This is a genomic window from Modestobacter sp. VKM Ac-2982, assembly GCF_026967935.1.
Taxonomy (GTDB): Bacteria; Actinomycetota; Actinomycetes; order Mycobacteriales; family Geodermatophilaceae; genus Modestobacter.
In genome coordinates this window covers 190,442-206,409 of the sequence record NZ_JAPVBL010000001.1, presented here as the reverse complement: position 1 = coordinate 206,409, position 15,968 = coordinate 190,442, and the positions used below count along the sequence as shown (strand labels likewise).

Sequence of the window (15,968 nt, the reverse complement as noted above, 5' to 3'; positions counted from 1 at the left end):
CGCGTGCGCCGGGGAGGGCGAGCACGATGGACGTCGGCATGCGCCCTGGGCCCTGCCCGGGTGCACCGGGTGCGCTGCAACGGTGCGGCTGCCCACCGAGACCTGCCGCGGGAGGACCGCGGCCCACGAGCGACATCGAGGACTGAGGAGCGGGACGTGCAGCTGGGGATGGTCGGACTGGGCAAGATGGGCGGCAACATGGCCGAGCGGCTCCGCCGCGCAGGTCACGACGTGGTCGGGTACGACGCGTTCTCCGAGAAGCGGGACGTCGAGAGCCTCGAGGCGCTGGTCCAGGCGCTCGAGGGGCCGCGCATCGTCTGGGTGATGGTGCCCAGCGGCGAGCCCACCCGCTCGACGGTGCGTGAGCTGAGCGAGCTGCTGAGCCCCGGTGACGTGGTCATCGACGGCGGCAACTCCAAGTTCACCGACGACAAGGTGCACGGCGAGGAGCTGGGCGCCAAGGGCCTGGGCTACATCGACGCCGGGGTCTCCGGCGGGGTCTGGGGCCTGGAGAACGGCTACGCGCTCATGGTCGGTGGCTCGGTGGAGGACGTCGCCAAGGCGCAGCCGATCTTCGACGCGCTCAAGCCGCCGGCCCCCAAGGACGAGGCCGGGCAGCCGATCCACGGCGCCGGGTTCGTGCACGCCGGCCCGTGCGGCGCCGGCCACTTCGCCAAGATGGTCCACAACGGCATCGAGTACGCGATGATGCAGGCCTACGGCGAGGGCTACGAGCTGCTGGCCGCGGTCGACCTGATCGAGGACGTCCCCGGCGTCGTCGCCTCCTGGACCCAGGGCACCGTCATCCGCTCCTGGCTGCTGGACCTGCTGGTCCGCGCGCTGCAGGACGACCCGGCTCTGGAGAAGATCTCCGGCTACGCCGAGGACTCCGGCGAGGGTCGCTGGACCGTCGAGCAGGCGATCGAGCACGCCGTCCCGATGCCGGCGATCTCGGCGTCGCTGTTCGCCCGCTTCGCCTCCCGGCAGAGCGACTCCCCGACGATGAAGGCGGTGGCCGCGCTGCGCAACCAGTTCGGCGGGCACGCCGTCCAGGCCGTCGAGGCAGCCGAGCCGGCGGAGGCCGAGGACCCCGCATGAGCAGTTCCCCTCGCTCGGCCGCCCCGTGGGGCCAAAGTCGCGACTTTGGCCCCACGGGGCGCTGACCTGAGATGTACCTCCGGCACCTGCAGGTCGGGCACTTCCGCAGCTGGGAGTCCGCGGACCTGGCGCTGACGCCGGGCCCGACCGTGCTGGTCGGCCGCAACGGCCAGGGGAAGACCAACCTGGTCGAGGCGGTCGGCTACCTGGCCACGCTGGGCAGCCACCGGGTCTCCTCCGACGCACCGCTGGTGCAGCACGGCGCGACCCAGGCGGTGGTGCGGGCAGCGCTGCGCCGGGACGAGCGCGAGCTGCTGGTCGAGGTGGAGATCAACCCCGGCCGGGCCAACCGGGTGCGGGTCAACCGGGCGCCCCTGCCCCGGCCGCGGGAGCTGCTCGGGCTCGTCCGGACCGTCCTGTTCGCCCCCGAGGACCTCGCCCTGGTCCGCGGGGACCCGGCCGAGCGCCGGCGCTTCCTCGACGACCTGCTGGTCAGCCGCACACCGCGGCTGGCCGGGGTGCGCAGTGACTACGACCGGGTGCTCAAGCAGCGCAACGCCCTGCTGAAGACGGCGAGGCTCGCCCGCGGCAACGCGCTGGCCACCCTGGACGTCTGGGACGGCCACCTGACCGAGCTCGGCGGCCAGCTGCTGGCGGCCCGGCTGGCGCTCATCGCCGACCTCGCCCCCTACGTGGCTGAGTCCTACGCCGGGGTGGCCGGCCCCGGCGCCGACCGGGCGGCGCTGGGCTACAGCAGCTCGGTGCCGCTGGCCGGTGACGGTGCGCCGATCGACCCGGCGCGGGCGCTGCCCGGTGCCGAGGAGCTGGCCACGGCGCTCCGCGAGCGGGTCGCCGAGCGGCGCAAGGACGAGGTCGACCGCGGGGTGACCCTGGTCGGGCCGCACCGCGACGACCTGGTGCTGCACCTGGGGCCGGCGCCGGCCAAGGGCTACGCCAGCCACGGTGAGTCCTGGTCGTTCGCCCTCGCGGTGAAGCTGGCCTGCTTCGCGCTGCTCCGCGCCGAGGGCGACGACCCGATCCTGGTGCTGGACGACGTCTTCGCCGAGCTGGACTCCGGTCGCCGCGCCGCGCTGGCCGAGGTCGCCCGCAGCGCCGAGCAGACCCTGATCACCGCGGCCGTCGCCGAGGACGTCCCCGCGGTCCTGCTGGGGACCCGGGTGCAGGTCGCCGACGGGGAGGCGCGGATCCTGCCCGGTGAGCCGGCTGAGGACAGCGCGGTGGAGGAGACAGGGGTGGACCGTGGCTGAGGAACGTCCGGCACGACCCTCCGACATCGCCCGTGCGGCGCTCGAGGCCGCCCGGGCCGCCTCGGCGTCCCGCCCGCAGCCCACCCGTCGCCGGGTGGCCGGCCCGCGGCGACGATGGACCGGTCCCGGCCCCGGCGCCGACGACCCCCAGCCGCTCGGCTCCCTGGTCGACTCGCTGGTCACCCAGCAGGACTGGACCGCCCGCACCAAGGTCGGCGCGGTCTTCGGGCGCTGGGACACCCTGGTCGGACCGGAGATCGCCGCGCACTGCCGGCCGCAGTCGCTGAACGAGGGCGAGCTGCTGGTGGTCGCGGAGTCCACGGCCTGGGCCACCCAGCTGCGCCTGCTGGCGCCGAGCATCCTGGGCAAGCTGCGCGCCGGGGTGGGCGGGGACGTCGTGACCAAGCTGCGCGTTGTCGGTCCGACGGCGCCGAGCTGGAAGAAGGGCCCGCGCACCGTCCGTGGCCGTGGGCCGCGCGACACCTACGGATGAGCCCGGACGAGCGACCACACCGGATGAGCGACGAGACGACGAGGAGTCAGCGATGAGCAGCCCGCGCGACCGCGACCGGGACGGTTTCGACGACGGCGCCGGCGGCCAGTGGCAGGAGCCCGCGCACCTCGGTGAGGACACGCCCAGCGGCGGTGACCCCGGCCCGGCCGCTCCCCGCCCGGACCGCGACCGCCCCGACGAACCCGCGGACGACCGTTCCGGGTCCCGGGCCTGGCAGCCCCCGGGCTGGGACCTGCCGGCGGTGCAGCCCGATCGCCCGGCTGCGTCCAGCCCACCGCCGTCCAGCCCACCGCAGCCCACCCCACCGGCACAGACACCGCCGCCCGCGCCACGGGACGAGTCCGCCTGGCGGCCGCCCGAGGCCGACCAGTGGCAGTCCGACGCACCCCCGCGCGAGCAGGCCGAACGCCCCCGGCGGGGGCTGGGTGGGCTGTTCGGCGGCGGCCGGTCCCGGCCGTCGGACGACGCCGGCGCCGGGAACCGGGACGCGCAGCCCGACCCGGCTGCCGCGGAGGACCCCTACGGCACGCAGCTGTGGGCCCAGCAGTTCGGCTGGGTGCTCTCCGACGGGACCGCACCGGAGGACGAGCCGCTGGGCGCGCTGGTGCGGTCGGCGCCGGTCCGCCCCGGCAAGGAGGACCAGGCGAGCCGGGTGGTGCGCGGCCGGGGCAACGGCCTGGACCTGGTCGCCTTCGACATCGTCTCCCCGGTCGGCCGCGGCTTCGTCAGCACCCACGGGGTCACCGCCGCGCCGGTGCTGGGCGCGGTGCCCGCGTTCCGGCTCTCCCCGGCCCGGATGTGGCGGCACGGCACCGGCGGCATGCTGCAGATCCCCAGCCCGGACCCCGAGTTCGACCGCCGCTGGGTGCTGCTCGCTGCCGAGGACGGCCCGCAGGTCCGCCGGATCGCCGAGGACCCCCTCGTCCGGCAGTCGTTGCTGGGCAGTGACGACGGCGACGAGATCTGGTCCGCGGCCGGCTTCGTAGCCGCCATCCGGCCGGACGCCAACCGGCCGCAGCTGATCGAGCACCACGCCCGGCTGCTGGCTGCCGTGGTCGGCGCACTCGCCGCCGCGTCCTGACCGGCGCCCCACGATGACGTCGGCCGGGTCGACGACGGAGGAGCCGACACCGACCGCCGGGCTGCGCGAGCTGCTGCCCCTGCTCCGCCCGCACCGCCGGGCGCTGGGCGCGGCTGCGGTGCTCTCGCTCGTGTCGGCCGCGGCTGCGCTGGCCCAGCCCGCCCTGGTCGGGCAGGTGATCAGCGCGGTGGGCTCGGGCGGTGCGGTGCTGCCCGGGGTGATCGCGCTGGTCGTCGTCCTGGTGGTGGCCGCGGTGCTCGGTGCCGGGCAGCAGTACCTGCTGCAGCGCACCGCCGAGGGCGTCGTCCTCAGCACCCGGCGACTGCTGGTCGACCGACTGCTGCGGCTGCCGATCGCCGAGTACGACCAGCGGCGCACCGGGGACCTGATGTCGCGCGTCGGCTCGGACACCACCCTGCTGCGGGCCGCCGTCACCAGCGGGGTGGTGGAGCTGGTCGGGTCGGTGGTGGTCGGCGTCGGGGCCCTGATCGCGATGGCTCTGGTCGATGTCTGGCTGCTGCTGGTCACCGTGCTCGCGGTGAGCGTCGGGGTGACCACCGCGGTGCTGGCCTCCCGCCGCGTCCGGGTGCTGTCCCGGCAGGCGCAGGAGCAGGTCGGTGCGATGAGCGCGGCGGTGGAGCGGGCGCTGTCGGCGGTCCGCACGATCCGGGCCAGCGGTGCCACCGCCCGAGAGGTGGACACCGTGGGCACCAGCGCCGAGCGGGCGTTCACCGCCGGCGTGCAGGTCGCCCGGCTGGAGGCGCTGGTCTCACCGGCCGGGTCGATCGCCGTCCAGGGGGCGTTCCTGGCCGTGCTGGGGCTGGGCGGCTACCGGGTGGCGACCGGCTCGATCGCCGTGGCCGACCTGGTCGCCTTCATCCTCTACCTGTTCCTGCTGGTCATGCCGCTGGGACAGTTGATCGGTTCCTACACCCAGTTGCAGGCCGGCCTCGGGGCGCTGGCCCGGGTGCAGGAGATCTTGGCCCTGGAGCCCGAGCACGACGAGCGGCCGGAGCGGCCGGCAGCCGGCCGGTCGCCGGCGGTGCTCCGCACCCCCGCGGGCGGGGACCCCGTCCCGCTGCTCGAACTGGAGGACGTCGGCTTCGGCTACCCGGACGGGACGGCGGTGCTGCACGGCGTCTCCTTCACCGTGCCGGCCGGCACCCGGGTCGCGCTGGTCGGGCCGTCGGGCGCCGGCAAGTCCACCGTGCTGGCCCTGGTGGAGGGCTTCTACCCGCTCTCGTCCGGCACGGTCCGGTGGGGCGGCACCGACGTGCGCGAGCTGCCGCGCGCCACGCTCCGGGCTCGGATGGGCTACGTCGAGCAGGAGGCGCCGGTGCTGGCCGGCACGGTCCGGGAGAACCTGCTGCTGGCCGCGCCCCACGCCGGGGAGGAGCAGCTGTGGCAGGCGCTCGCCGACGTCGGCCTCACCGGTGTCGTGCAGCGCTCCGCGCGCGGGCTGGACGTCGCCGTCGGGGACGACGGGGTGCTGCTGTCCGGCGGGGAGCGCCAGCGGCTGGCGATCGCCCGGTCGCTGCTGGCCCGGCCGGCGCTGCTGCTGCTCGACGAGCCGACCGCCAGCCTCGACGCCCGCAACGAGGGCCTGCTCCGGGAGACCCTGGCCGCCGCGGCGGCCGACCGGGCCCTGCTGGTGGTGGCCCACCGGCTGTCCACGGTGGTGGACAGCGACCAGATCGTGGTCCTGGACGCCGGGCGGGTGGTCGCCGTCGGCACGCACGCCGAGCTGGTCGACACCAGCCCGCTCTACCGCGAGCTCGCCACCGCCCAGCTCCTGGTCTGAGGGAGGACCCCTTCTCCCCCCACCACTTGTTCCTCGGCCCCTGAGAGGGGGGCCGTCAGGGGCGCCCGGCCGCGTTCCACGTGGAACGTGCACGGGGAGGGCCCGGTCGGTTCGCCCCAGCCGCCACAGGACGGCGTGTCGACCCAGGGGGCAACACAGGTGGTGGCGCGTGAGTCGGGAGAGGCTCTCGCGCCACGTCAGGCCCCGGACGGGCGGTCTGGTGTGTACGCACCCGGTACTCTGGAGGGGACACACCCCCAGCAGCCCGCTGAGAGCCGTCCTGTGCGCCTCGACATCGTCGTCGACGTGGTGCCGCGGCCGCGAGGTTGCGCAAGAGAAGGGCCCCACGTGGTCGCTCAGCCGCAGACCGAGAACGCCTACTCCGGTAGCTCCATCACCGTCCTGGAGGGGCTGGACGCGGTCCGTAAGCGCCCCGGCATGTACATCGGCTCGACCGGTGAGCGGGGCCTGCACCACATGGTGTGGGAGGTGGTGGACAACGCCGTCGACGAGGCGCTGGCCGGGTACTGCGACACCGTCCGGGTGACCCTGCTCGCCGACGGCGGGGTCCGGGTCGAGGACAACGGCCGTGGCATCCCGGTCGACATGCACCCGGTGGAGAAGCGGCCGACGGTCGAGGTCGTCATGACCATCCTGCACGCGGGCGGCAAGTTCGACGGCAAGAGCTACGGCGTCTCCGGTGGCCTGCACGGCGTCGGGGTGACGGTGGTCAACGCGCTCTCCCATGCGCTGGACGTGCGCATCTGGCGCAACGGGACCGAGTGGACCCAGCACTACGACGTGGCCAAGCCCGCCGCGCTGACCGAGGTCGGCCCGACGGACAAGCGGGGCACGGCCATCACGTTCTGGGCCGACCCGACGATCTTCGAGACGACGGTCTACTCCTTCGACACGATCAACCGCCGGCTCCAGGAGATGGCCTTCCTCAACAAGGGCCTGACCATGGTGCTGCGCGACGAGCGCCCAGGGCACAGCAAGGCCGAGACGGGTGCCGGCGACGAGGCCTCGCTGGCCGAGGCCGCACCGACGGTCGGTGCGGAGGCCGCCGCCTTCGAGCCCACCGAGGTCACCTACCGCTACGACGGCGGCCTGGTCGACTACGTGACCTACATCAACCGCCGCAAGACCGCGATCCACCGTTCGGTCATCGGCTTCTCCGCCGACGGCGTGGGCAAGAACGACACCGCGATGTCGGTCGACGTCGCCATGCAGTGGTCCGACGCCTACTCCGAGTCGGTGCACACCTTCGCGAACATCATCAACACCCACGAGGGCGGCACCCACGAGGAGGGCTTCCGGGCGGCGCTGACCTCGATCGTGAACAAGTACGCGATCGAGAAGAAGCTGCTCAAGGAGAAGGACGACAAGCTCACCGGTGACGACATCCGGGAGGGCCTGGCCGCGATCGTCTCGGTGAAGCTCGGCGACCCGCAGTTCGAGGGGCAGACGAAGACCAAGCTCGGCAACACCGAGGTCAAGGGCTTCGTGCAGAAGGTCTGCAACGACCAGATCGGGCACTGGTTCGAGGCCAACCCGGCCGAGGCCAAGACGATCATCACCAAGGCCACGTCGGCGGCCCGCGCCCGCCGCGCCGCGCAGGACGCCCGCAAGCTCGCCCGCAAGAGCCTGCTCACCGTCAGCGGCCTGCCGGGCAAGCTGGCGGACTGCCGCTCGACCGACCCGCGGAACTCCGAGGTCTACATCGTCGAGGGCGACTCTGCCGGTGGCTCGGCGAAGTCCGGCCGCGACTCGATGTACCAGGCGATCCTGCCGATCCGCGGCAAGATCATCAACGTCGAGAAGGCGCGCATCGACCGGGTCCTCAAGAACACCGAGGTCCAGTCGATGATCACCGCCTTCGGCACCGGGATCCACGACGAGTTCGACCTGGCGAAGCTGCGCTATCACAAGATCATCCTGATGGCCGACGCCGACGTCGACGGCCAGCACATCACCACGCTGCTGCTGACCCTGCTGTTCCGCTTCATGCGGCCGCTGGTCGAGGCCGGCCACGTCTACCTGGCGCAGCCGCCGCTGTACAAGATCAAGTGGGGCAACAAGCACCCCGACGACTACGTCTACACCGATCGTGAGCGGGACGAGCTGCTCAAGAGCCGCGCTGCCGAGGGCCGCAAGCTCCCCAAGGACGACGCGATCCAGCGGTTCAAGGGCCTCGGTGAGATGGACGCCAAGGAGCTGTGGGAGACCACGATGAACCCGGAGAGCCGGATCCTGCGCCAGGTGACCCTCGATGACGCCGCCGCCGCGGACGAGCTGTTCAGCGTGCTGATGGGCGAGGACGTCGTCGCCCGCCGGAGCTTCATCACCCGCAACGCCAAGGACGTCCGCTTCCTCGACGTCTAGAAGGACCCCCTCGCCCCCCACGCCTCGCTCCGCTCGGCGTGGGCCCCTGCGAGGGGGCCGGGGGCGAAGACCCTGAGGGCGCGTGTAGCGCGCATTCATCCACCGCTGTGTATCGACTTGTGGAGAACCAGACGTGACAGAGACACCCAGCCGCGACCGCGTCGAGCCGGTCGACCTCCAGCAGGAGATGCAGCGCAGCTACATCGACTACGCGATGTCGGTCATCGTCGGCCGCGCACTGCCCGACGTGCGGGACGGCCTCAAGCCGGTGCACCGCCGCGTGCTCTACGCGATGTTCGACCAGGGCTTCCGGCCCGACCGGGCGACCGTCAAGTGCGCCCGCGTCGTCGGCGAGGTGATGGGCAACTACCACCCGCACGGTGACTCGTCGATCTACGACGCCCTCGTGCGGCTGGCCCAGCCCTGGTCGATGCGCTACCCGCTGATCGACGGCCAGGGCAACTTCGGCTCGCCGGGCAACGACCCGGCTGCGGCCATGCGGTACACCGAGGCCCGGCTCACCCCGCTGGCCATGGAGATGCTCCGGGACATCGACGAGGACACCGTCGACTTCCAGCCCAACTACGACGGCAAGAACCTGGAACCCCTGGTGCTGCCGGGGCGCATCCCCAACCTGCTGGTCAACGGCTCGGCCGGCATCGCCGTCGGCATGGCGACCAACATGCCGCCGCACAACCTGCGCGAGGTCGCCGCCGCCGTCTTCTGGATGCTCGAGCACCCCGAGGCCGAGGCGGAGGAGGCGCTCACCGCGTGCATGGAGCGGGTCAAGGGCCCGGACTTCCCCACACACGGGCTGATCGTCGGCCGCGAGGGCATCGAGGACGCCTACCGGACCGGCCGCGGCTCGGTGCGGATGCGCGCCGTCGTCACCGTCGAGGAGGACAGCCGAGGCCGGGTGCAGCTCGTCGTCACCGAGCTGCCCTACCAGGTGAACCCGGACAACCTGGCCGAGTCGATCGCCGAGGGCGTCCGCGACGGCCGGCTGCAGGGCATCTCCGAGATCGCCGACGAGTCCAGTGACCGGGTCGGCCGGCGGCTGGTGATCACGCTGCGCCGGGACGCCGTCGCGAAGGTCGTGCTGAACAACCTCTACAAGCACACCCAGCTGCAGACCACCTTCGGCTGCAACATGCTCTCCATCGTCGACGGCGTGCCCCGCACGCTGCGGCTGGACGAGCTGATCCGGCTCTGGGTGACCCACCAGATCGAGGTCATCGTCCGGCGCACGCGCTACCGGCTGCGCAAGGCCGAGGAGCGGGCGCACATCCTGCGCGGCTACGCCAAGGCGCTGGACCACCTGGACGAGGTCATCGCCCTCATCCGCCGCAGCGAGTCGGCCGAGGCCGCCCGCAGCGGGCTGATGGAGCTGCTGGACGTCGACGAGATCCAGGCCGTCGCGATCCTGGACCTGCAGCTGCGTCGGCTCGCCGCCCTGGAGCGGCAGCGGATCCTGGACGAGCTGGCCGAGATCGAGGCCAGGATCGCCGAACTGCAGGCGATCCTGGACTCCCCCGAGCGGCAGCGGCAGATCGTCCACGACGAGCTGGCCGAGATCGTCGAGAAGTACGGCGACGACCGGCGCACCCAGTTCGTGGCCAACGACGGTGACGTCTCGATGGAGGACCTGATCGCGGAGGAGCAGGTGGTCGTCACGATCACCCGCACCGGCTACGCCAAGCGCACCAAGGCCGACCTCTACCGCTCGCAGCGGCGCGGCGGCAAGGGCGTCATGGGCGCTGCGCTCAAGCAGGACGACCTCGTCCAGCAGTTCTTCGTGGGGTCGACCCACGACTGGATCCTGTTCTTCACGAACAAGGGCCGGGTCTACCGGGCCAAGGCCTACGAGCTGCCCGAGGCGGCCCGGACCGCCCGCGGCGCGCACGTGGCCAACATCCTGGCCTTCCAGCCGGACGAGAAGATCGCCCAGGTCATCCAGATCAAGGACTACACGGTCGCGCCGTACCTGGTCCTGGCCACGGCCCGGGGCCAGGTGAAGAAGACCCGGCTCACCGACTTCGACTCACCCCGGTCCGGCGGTGTCATCGCGATCAACCTGCGCGACAACGACGAGCTGGTCGGTGCGGCGATGATCAGCCCGGACCAGAACCTGCTCCTCGTCACCCGCAAGGCGATGTCGATCTGCTTCAAGGCCAACGACGAGCAGCTGCGCCCGATGGGCCGGGCCACCGAGGGCGTGCGAGGCATCTCGCTGGCCCCGGACGACACCCTGCTGTCGATGATCGTGGTCCAGGAGGGCGTCGACGTCCTGGTGGCCACCGAGGGCGGCTACGCCAAGCGCACCGGGATCGAGCACTACCCGGAGCAGGGCCGGGGTGGCAAGGGCGTGCTCACCGCCGACCCCAAGGCCCGCAAGGGTGCGCTGGTGGGTGCCCTGGCCGTGGTGCTCGGGGACGAGCTCTACGCCATCACCTCCGGCGGCGGGGTGATCCGCACACCGGTGAACGGCGTCCGGCACACCCGGGACCGGGCCACCATGGGCGTCAAGCTCATGAACTTGCCGGAAGACGTCTCCATCGTGGCTATCGCGCGTACGACGGACAACGACGAGCCCGACGCCTAGGGTGGGCGCGGATGCCGAACCGGTGTCGCGGACGACGACGTCCGCGATCCGGGCCGGCGACGACCACCGCAGTGACCGGCCCACCGCCCTCTGCACCATGGCGGGACCGGTGGGTGCACCGACGCGGCACGGGCCGCAGGGCGACAGGAGACTGGGATGAGCGACGGGGCACGCAGTTCGGTGCGTACCGACTCCCGTGAGGGGGACGGCGCCGCCGACGCGGCACCGGACGGCGCCACCCCGGTCGGCGACCGGTCCGGGCCGGCCGGTTCGGGCACCGCGCCTTCGGCGAAGGACGGCGGCCGGTCGTCGTCCGGCTCGCCGGCCGGTCCTGCACCTGCCGGTCCCACCCCGGCTGCTCCGGCGAAGGCCACTCCGGCACAGGCAGGTCCGGCCACGGCCGCTCCCGCCAAGGCCGCCCCTGCGAAGGGCGCGGGCGGTGGTCCGGCTGAGGGTGCCGGTGCGTCCCCGGCCCGCGCAGCCGGCACGTCCACGGCGGGCAGGGCCGCGGCGGCCGGGACCCAGCCTGCGAACCGGGACCACGCCTCCGGACGGGACGGTGCGCCGGCGACCGGCACGCCGGCCTCGACGGGGAACCGGCCGACGAGCACCACGCGGGCGAACGCCCCTCGGAGTGGGGTGCCGGCGGCCGGCTCGGCCCCGGTCGACTCGACCCAGGCGGTCGGCCTGCCTCCGGCCGCTGCACGGCCGATCGACCCCGCCGCCCGGCCCGACCCGGCGCGCGCTGCGGCCCGGCCGGCCGGTCAGGGTGCCGGTCGCCCCTCGTCCGGGAAGGCGCGCAGCACCACCAACCGTGGCCCTCGCCGGGCCCGGCTCCAGCTGCGCCACATCGACACGTGGTCGGCGCTGAAGATCTCGCTCGTGCTCTCCATCGCACTGTTCTTCGTGTGGATGGTCGCCGTCGGCATCCTCTACGGGGTGCTGGGCGGCCTGGGCGTCTTCGACACGGTCAACGACCTGATCGGGCAGCTCGCCACCACCACCGAGGCCACCGACGGTGGCGGTGAGGTGATCACCGCCGGCGTCGTCTTCGGCGGTGCGGCGGTGATCGGCGCGATCAACATCGTGCTGCTGACCGCGCTGTGCACCGTCGGCACCTTCGTCTACAACCTCTGTTCCGACCTGGTCGGTGGCCTCGAGGTCACCCTCGCCGAGCGGGACTGAGTCGGCCGCCCTCGCCGAGGCCCCCCGCGTCGGGGGGCCTCGGGGGGGCAGGTAAGCTGTTCACCGGTCCACGGGCCTGTAGCTCAGACGGTTAGAGCGCATCCCTGATAAGGATGAGGCCGGAGGTTCAAGTCCTCCCAGGCCCACCCGTGCACCGACGGCGGGCGACGGAGATCTCCACGGGGATCACGGTCGCCCGCCGCTGGGTCCCGGCAGCGGTCACCCGCACCGCGGTGGTCGACACCGTTCGAGGAGGTCCCGCGTGCTGAAGAAGCTGGCGATGGCGGCGGTCGCGGCCACTGCCCTGGCGGCCGTGCGCAAGCGCAGCAGCGGCAAGGGCGAGGCCGACCTGTGGGCCGAGGCCACCCGCGGTCCGGGCTCGGTCAGCACGCCGCGCGCCTCCTGAACCCGCGGCTGCGGGGTCCGTCGACCGCAGCCTCCCCGGGGACGTGATTGTCTTTCCCTTCGGGGACGTAGCTCAATTGGCAGAGCACCGCCTTTGCAAGGCGGGGGTTAGGGGTTCGATTCCCCTCGTCTCCACTCCGATCCGCACGGGACGTCGCCGGGCGCCCGGCCACAGCCCGGTCCCACCGGTCGCCCAGCGGCCGCACGGGCCGCAGTGGGAGAGTGGTGGTCGTGACTGAACAGACCTCCGCCGCACGGCGCGCCGTCCTGCACACCAACCACGGCGACATCACCGTCGACCTGTTCCCCGACCACGCCCCGAAGACGGTCGCGAACTTCACCGAGCTCGCCGAGGGCAGCCGCGAGTGGATCGACCCGCGCACGCGCGAGAAGACCACCGACAAGCTCTACGACGGCACGGTGTTCCACCGGGTCATCCCGGGCTTCATGATCCAGGGCGGCGACCCGCTCGGTCAGGGCACCGGTGGCCCCGGCTACCGCTTCGGTGACGAGTTCCACCCCGACCTGTCGTTCAACCGCCCCTACCTTCTGGCCATGGCCAACGCGGGCCCGGGCACGAACGGCTCCCAGTTCTTCATCACCGTCACCAGCACGCCGCACCTGAACAACAAGCACACGATCTTCGGTGAGGTGGCCGACGACGCCAGCCGCCAGGTCGTCGACGCGATCGCCGCCACCCCGACCGCCCGCGGTGACCGCCCGGTCGAGGACGTCGTGATCAACTCCGTCGAGGTGCAGCGCAGCTGAGCACGCCTGAGGGCAACGGGGGCGCCGGCGCGGATCCGCAGCCGGCGCCCCCAGCCACCTGCTACCGGCACCCGGACCGGCCGACCGGGGTCCGCTGCACCCGCTGCGGCCGGCCGATCTGCCCGGAGTGCATGAACCCGGCCGCGGTCGGCTTCCAGTGCCCGGACGACGTGCGGGCCGGCAACGCCACCGTCCGCCGTCCCAAGCGCACCACCGGGCTGCGCAGCGCCGCCCGGCGTTGGGGGCCGGTCACCCTCTCCCTCATCACGCTGAACCTGCTGGTCGCCCTGGCGACCGCCGCCTCGGCGATCAGCGTCGGCGTCAACCCGCTGCGCAGCTTCCGGTCACCGTTGCAGGACGACTTCGCGATCGTCCCGTACCTGGTCGACGTCGGTGAGTGGTGGCGGGTGGTCACGAGTGCCTTCACCCACGTCGGGCCGGTGCACCTGGCGCTGAACATGCTCGCCCTGCTGCTGTTCGGCTCCGAGCTCGAACGGATGCTGGGCCGGGGCCGCTTCCTGACCGTGTACCTGGTCTCCGCGCTGGGCGGCGTGGCCGCCCTGCAGCTGTTCGGCGCGTACCTCGGTGCGGTGGTCGGGGCATCGGCGGCGATCTACGGCCTGCTCGGGGCCCTCGGCGTCGTCCTGCTGAAGCAGAAGCAGGACCTCCGCGGCCTCCTCACCCTGCTGGTGATCAACCTGGCGATCAGCTTCCTGCCGGGGGTCTCCCTGCTCGGGCACCTCGGCGGTCTGGTGGTGGGCGTGCTCACGGCCGGGGTCCTCGTCCTGGCCCGCGGCCGCCGGCCCGTCGCGGTCGGCGGGATCGCCTCTCTCGTGGTGCTGCTGCTGGTCCTGGTCCTCGGCGGCTGGCGCTAGCCGGCTCCCGCGCCGGCCTCGTGCAGTGCCCGGGCGACCGTGGCCGGGTCCTCGCCGAGGTCCCGGCGGCCCAGCACGACCAGGACGGCGTCGTCCGTGCGGTCCTCGAGCTCCAGCGTCTGCGTCCGCAACCCCCACCGTCGTGCGGTGCGCACCCGGGCCCGCAGCGCCGGCCAGGCGATCGTCGTGCCCCCGCTGAGCGCCCGCACCGTCACACCCCGGGCATCGGCCCGCAGCCGGGGGCGGAGCAGGAGGTCGCGGGTGGCCAGGCCGAGCAGCAGCACGGCGCCGCCACCGACGAGGACCCGACCCACCGGGTCGACCAGCAGGGTGGCCAGCGCGAGGGCCACGCCGGTGACCGCCATCGCCACCGCCTCGCCGATCCGGGGCGACCAGTGCACGGGGCCAGCTTGTCAGCACCGGCCGCGGACCTGTACTTGCCACCTAGCATCTCCTTTACCGGACGTCTGAGACGTCACCTGTGGTGAGGAGTGGTCCATGCGCGATGCCGTCATCTGTGCCGCCGTCCGCACGCCGGTCGGGAAGCGGGGTGGCGGGCTGTCCGGCGTGCACGCCGCCGACCTCTCCGCCGCCGTCCTGCGGGCCCTGGTGGAGCGCACCGGCCTGGACCCCGCCGTCGTCGACGACGTGTTCTGGGGCTGCGTGAGCCAGGTCGGCGAGCAGACCAGCAACATCGGGCGGGTGGCCGCGCTGGCGGCCGGCTGGCCGGAGTCGGTGCCCGGCACGACCATCGACCGGCAGTGCGGCTCCTCCCAGCAGGCGGTCGCCTTCGCCGCCGCGACGGTCGTCAGCGGCCAGGCGGACGTCGTGGTCGCTGGTGGGGTCGAGTCGATGAGCCGGGTGCCGATGGGCTCCTCGGCCGGTGACGGGTCGGCCGGCCGACCGCTGGGGCCGCAGTACCTGGCCCGCTACGGCGGTGTCGCGCCCAACCAGGGGGTCGGCGCCGAGATGATCGCGGCGCGCTGGGGCCTGTCGCGGGCCGAGCTCGACGAGTTCGCGCTGCGGTCGCACGAGCGGTCCGCCAAGGCACGGGCCGACGGGGCCTTCGACGCACAGCTCGTCCCGGTCACCACCCCCGAGGGCACCGTCGTGTCCGCCGACGAGGGGATCCGTACCGGCGGCACCCTCGAGGCGCTGGGGGCGCTCAGGACCCCCTTCCAGGCCGACGGCGTGATCAGCGCGGGGAACGCCAGCCAGATCTCCGACGGGTCGGCGGCGCTGCTGGTGACCACCTCCGAACGGGCACGCGAGCTCGGGCTGACCCCGCTGGTCCGGGTGCACACGACGGTCGTGGCCGGCGACGACCCGGTGATCATGCTGACCGCACCGATCCCGGCCACCCGCAAGGTGCTGGACCGCTCCGGGCTCGCGCCGGCCGACATCGGCGTCTTCGAGGTGAACGAGGCGTTCGCCCCGGTGCCGCTCGCCTGGTGCCGGGAGATCGGCGTCGGAGCCGACGTGGTCAACCCCCTGGGCGGTGCGATCGCGCTCGGGCACCCACTGGGCGCCTCGGGGGCACGGATCATGACCACGCTCGTGCACCACATGCAGGCCAGCGGGACCCGGTACGGGCTGCAGACGATGTGCGAGGGCGGCGGCATGGCCAACGCCACGATCCTGGAGCTCCTCGACCACTGAGGCCACCGACCGGTCCGCCGCACTCCGTCCACAGCCCCCGTCCCCACGGCCGGGGGCTGTGCCGTTCCCGGCGACCCTCGACCGGGGTGGGGAAGTCGACAACTCGCCCGGACACGCGCGGGAACGGCCCGTCACGCTGGCGGTTTGCGGATACCGGCGACGGGTAGTAGGGACCTGCACCGGGCCTGTCGGTCATCGTGCGCCGGAGGGTTTCCCACAGCTGTGTACACAGCTGGGGACGGAGTTCCACGGGTGTAGTTACCCCTGTGCCGTTTCCGTCCCAGCAGTCACATCGCCGGCATATCCGCAGGTCAACCTGGGATGCCG

The 15,968-nt window shown here is 73.1% G+C and carries 14 protein-coding genes and 2 tRNA genes; 14 read left to right on the top strand and 2 right to left on the bottom strand.

Annotated elements, in window-relative coordinates; genetic code table 11:
* The first annotated feature begins 3 nt into the window (after positions 1-3).
* The 7 genes from gnd to gyrA all read left to right on the top strand — a co-directional run bounded on the left by gnd (position 4) and on the right by gyrA (position 10,749).
* Positions 4-1,098, top strand: a complete 1,095-nt coding sequence (gene gnd / locus O2W20_RS01075) for a phosphogluconate dehydrogenase (NAD(+)-dependent, decarboxylating) (protein ID WP_442928928.1) — start codon at positions 4-6, stop codon at positions 1,096-1,098.
* Between the two features lie 71 nt (positions 1,099-1,169).
* The gene (gene recF, locus O2W20_RS01070) at positions 1,170-2,366 is read left to right on the top strand and encodes a DNA replication/repair protein RecF (RefSeq protein ID WP_269169904.1); all 1,197 of its coding nucleotides are present in this window, start codon (positions 1,170-1,172) and stop codon (positions 2,364-2,366) included.
* The gene (locus O2W20_RS01065; RefSeq protein WP_269169903.1) at positions 2,359-2,859 is read left to right on the top strand and encodes a DUF721 domain-containing protein; all 501 of its coding nucleotides are present in this window, start codon (positions 2,359-2,361) and stop codon (positions 2,857-2,859) included. Before recF ends, O2W20_RS01065 begins: the two co-directional genes overlap by 8 nt.
* A gap of 52 nt (positions 2,860-2,911) precedes the next feature.
* Positions 2,912-3,961 carry a hypothetical protein gene (locus O2W20_RS01060; protein ID WP_269169902.1) on the top strand — a complete coding sequence of 350 codons (1,050 nt, stop codon included), beginning with the start codon at positions 2,912-2,914 and terminating at the stop codon, positions 3,959-3,961.
* A 13-nt stretch (positions 3,962-3,974) separates the two neighbouring features.
* The gene (locus O2W20_RS01055) at positions 3,975-5,762 is read left to right on the top strand and encodes an ABC transporter ATP-binding protein (protein WP_269169901.1); all 1,788 of its coding nucleotides are present in this window, start codon (positions 3,975-3,977) and stop codon (positions 5,760-5,762) included.
* A gap of 348 nt (positions 5,763-6,110) precedes the next feature.
* Complete coding sequence (gene gyrB / locus O2W20_RS01050; protein WP_269169900.1) at positions 6,111-8,147, top strand: DNA topoisomerase (ATP-hydrolyzing) subunit B; 2,037 nt, start codon at positions 6,111-6,113, stop codon at positions 8,145-8,147.
* 133 nt (positions 8,148-8,280) lie between these two features.
* Positions 8,281-10,749, top strand: a complete 2,469-nt coding sequence (gyrA, locus tag O2W20_RS01045) for a DNA gyrase subunit A (RefSeq protein ID WP_269169899.1) — start codon at positions 8,281-8,283, stop codon at positions 10,747-10,749.
* Positions 10,750-11,513: 764 nt separating this feature from the next.
* On the opposite strand, the gene O2W20_RS01040 is transcribed toward gyrA, so the two are convergent.
* A complete protein-coding gene (locus O2W20_RS01040) occupies positions 11,514-11,642 on the bottom strand; it encodes a hypothetical protein (protein ID WP_269171014.1) in 129 nt (42 codons plus the stop codon).
* Here O2W20_RS01040 and O2W20_RS01035 point away from each other — a divergent pair.
* From O2W20_RS01035 to O2W20_RS01010, 6 genes are all read left to right on the top strand, one after another.
* Positions 11,590-11,934: a DUF3566 domain-containing protein gene (locus O2W20_RS01035; RefSeq protein ID WP_269170994.1), complete on the top strand. Its 345-nt coding sequence runs from the start codon at positions 11,590-11,592 to the stop codon at positions 11,932-11,934. The genes O2W20_RS01040 and O2W20_RS01035 overlap by 53 nt on opposite strands.
* 72 nt (positions 11,935-12,006) lie before the next feature.
* Positions 12,007-12,080: transfer RNA gene (locus O2W20_RS01030), tRNA-Ile, on the top strand.
* Between the two features lie 116 nt (positions 12,081-12,196).
* Positions 12,197-12,340: a DLW-39 family protein gene (locus O2W20_RS01025; protein ID WP_269169898.1), complete on the top strand. Its 144-nt coding sequence runs from the start codon at positions 12,197-12,199 to the stop codon at positions 12,338-12,340.
* 61 nt (positions 12,341-12,401) lie between these two features.
* Positions 12,402-12,474 (top strand) — tRNA-Ala (locus O2W20_RS01020).
* A gap of 96 nt (positions 12,475-12,570) precedes the next feature.
* On the top strand, positions 12,571-13,107 hold the full coding sequence (locus O2W20_RS01015; RefSeq protein ID WP_269169897.1) for a peptidylprolyl isomerase: 537 nt from the start codon (positions 12,571-12,573) through the stop codon (positions 13,105-13,107).
* 131 nt (positions 13,108-13,238) lie between these two features.
* Positions 13,239-13,982, top strand: coding sequence for a rhomboid family intramembrane serine protease (locus O2W20_RS01010; RefSeq protein ID WP_269169896.1), 744 nt, complete (start codon positions 13,239-13,241; stop codon positions 13,980-13,982).
* On the opposite strand, the gene O2W20_RS01005 is transcribed toward O2W20_RS01010, so the two are convergent.
* A complete protein-coding gene (locus O2W20_RS01005; protein WP_269169895.1) occupies positions 13,979-14,383 on the bottom strand; it encodes a PH domain-containing protein in 405 nt (134 codons plus the stop codon). The genes O2W20_RS01010 and O2W20_RS01005 overlap by 4 nt on opposite strands.
* Positions 14,384-14,480: 97 nt before the next feature.
* On the opposite strand from O2W20_RS01005, the gene O2W20_RS01000 reads away from it, so the two are divergent.
* Positions 14,481-15,641 (top strand): thiolase family protein, encoded by a 1,161-nt coding sequence (locus O2W20_RS01000; RefSeq protein WP_269169894.1) that lies wholly within the window; start codon positions 14,481-14,483, stop codon positions 15,639-15,641.
* The last annotated feature ends 327 nt before the right edge of the window (positions 15,642-15,968 follow it).

What these genes read in the sequence shown, in the direction of transcription:
- O2W20_RS01040 (WP_269171014.1), bottom strand. Translation starts at nt 11,642, where the DNA reads ATGGAGAGCACGAGCGAGATCTTCAGCGCCGACCACGTGTCGATGTGG.
- O2W20_RS01060 (WP_269169902.1), top strand. Translation starts at nt 2,912, where the DNA reads ATGAGCAGCCCGCGCGACCGCGACCGGGACGGTTTCGACGACGGCGCC.
- O2W20_RS01000 (WP_269169894.1), top strand. Translation starts at nt 14,481, where the DNA reads ATGCGCGATGCCGTCATCTGTGCCGCCGTCCGCACGCCGGTCGGGAAG.
- O2W20_RS01055 (WP_269169901.1), top strand. Translation starts at nt 3,975, where the DNA reads ATGACGTCGGCCGGGTCGACGACGGAGGAGCCGACACCGACCGCCGGG.
- recF (WP_269169904.1), top strand. Translation starts at nt 1,170, where the DNA reads ATGTACCTCCGGCACCTGCAGGTCGGGCACTTCCGCAGCTGGGAGTCC.
- O2W20_RS01010 (WP_269169896.1), top strand. Translation starts at nt 13,239, where the DNA reads ATGAACCCGGCCGCGGTCGGCTTCCAGTGCCCGGACGACGTGCGGGCC.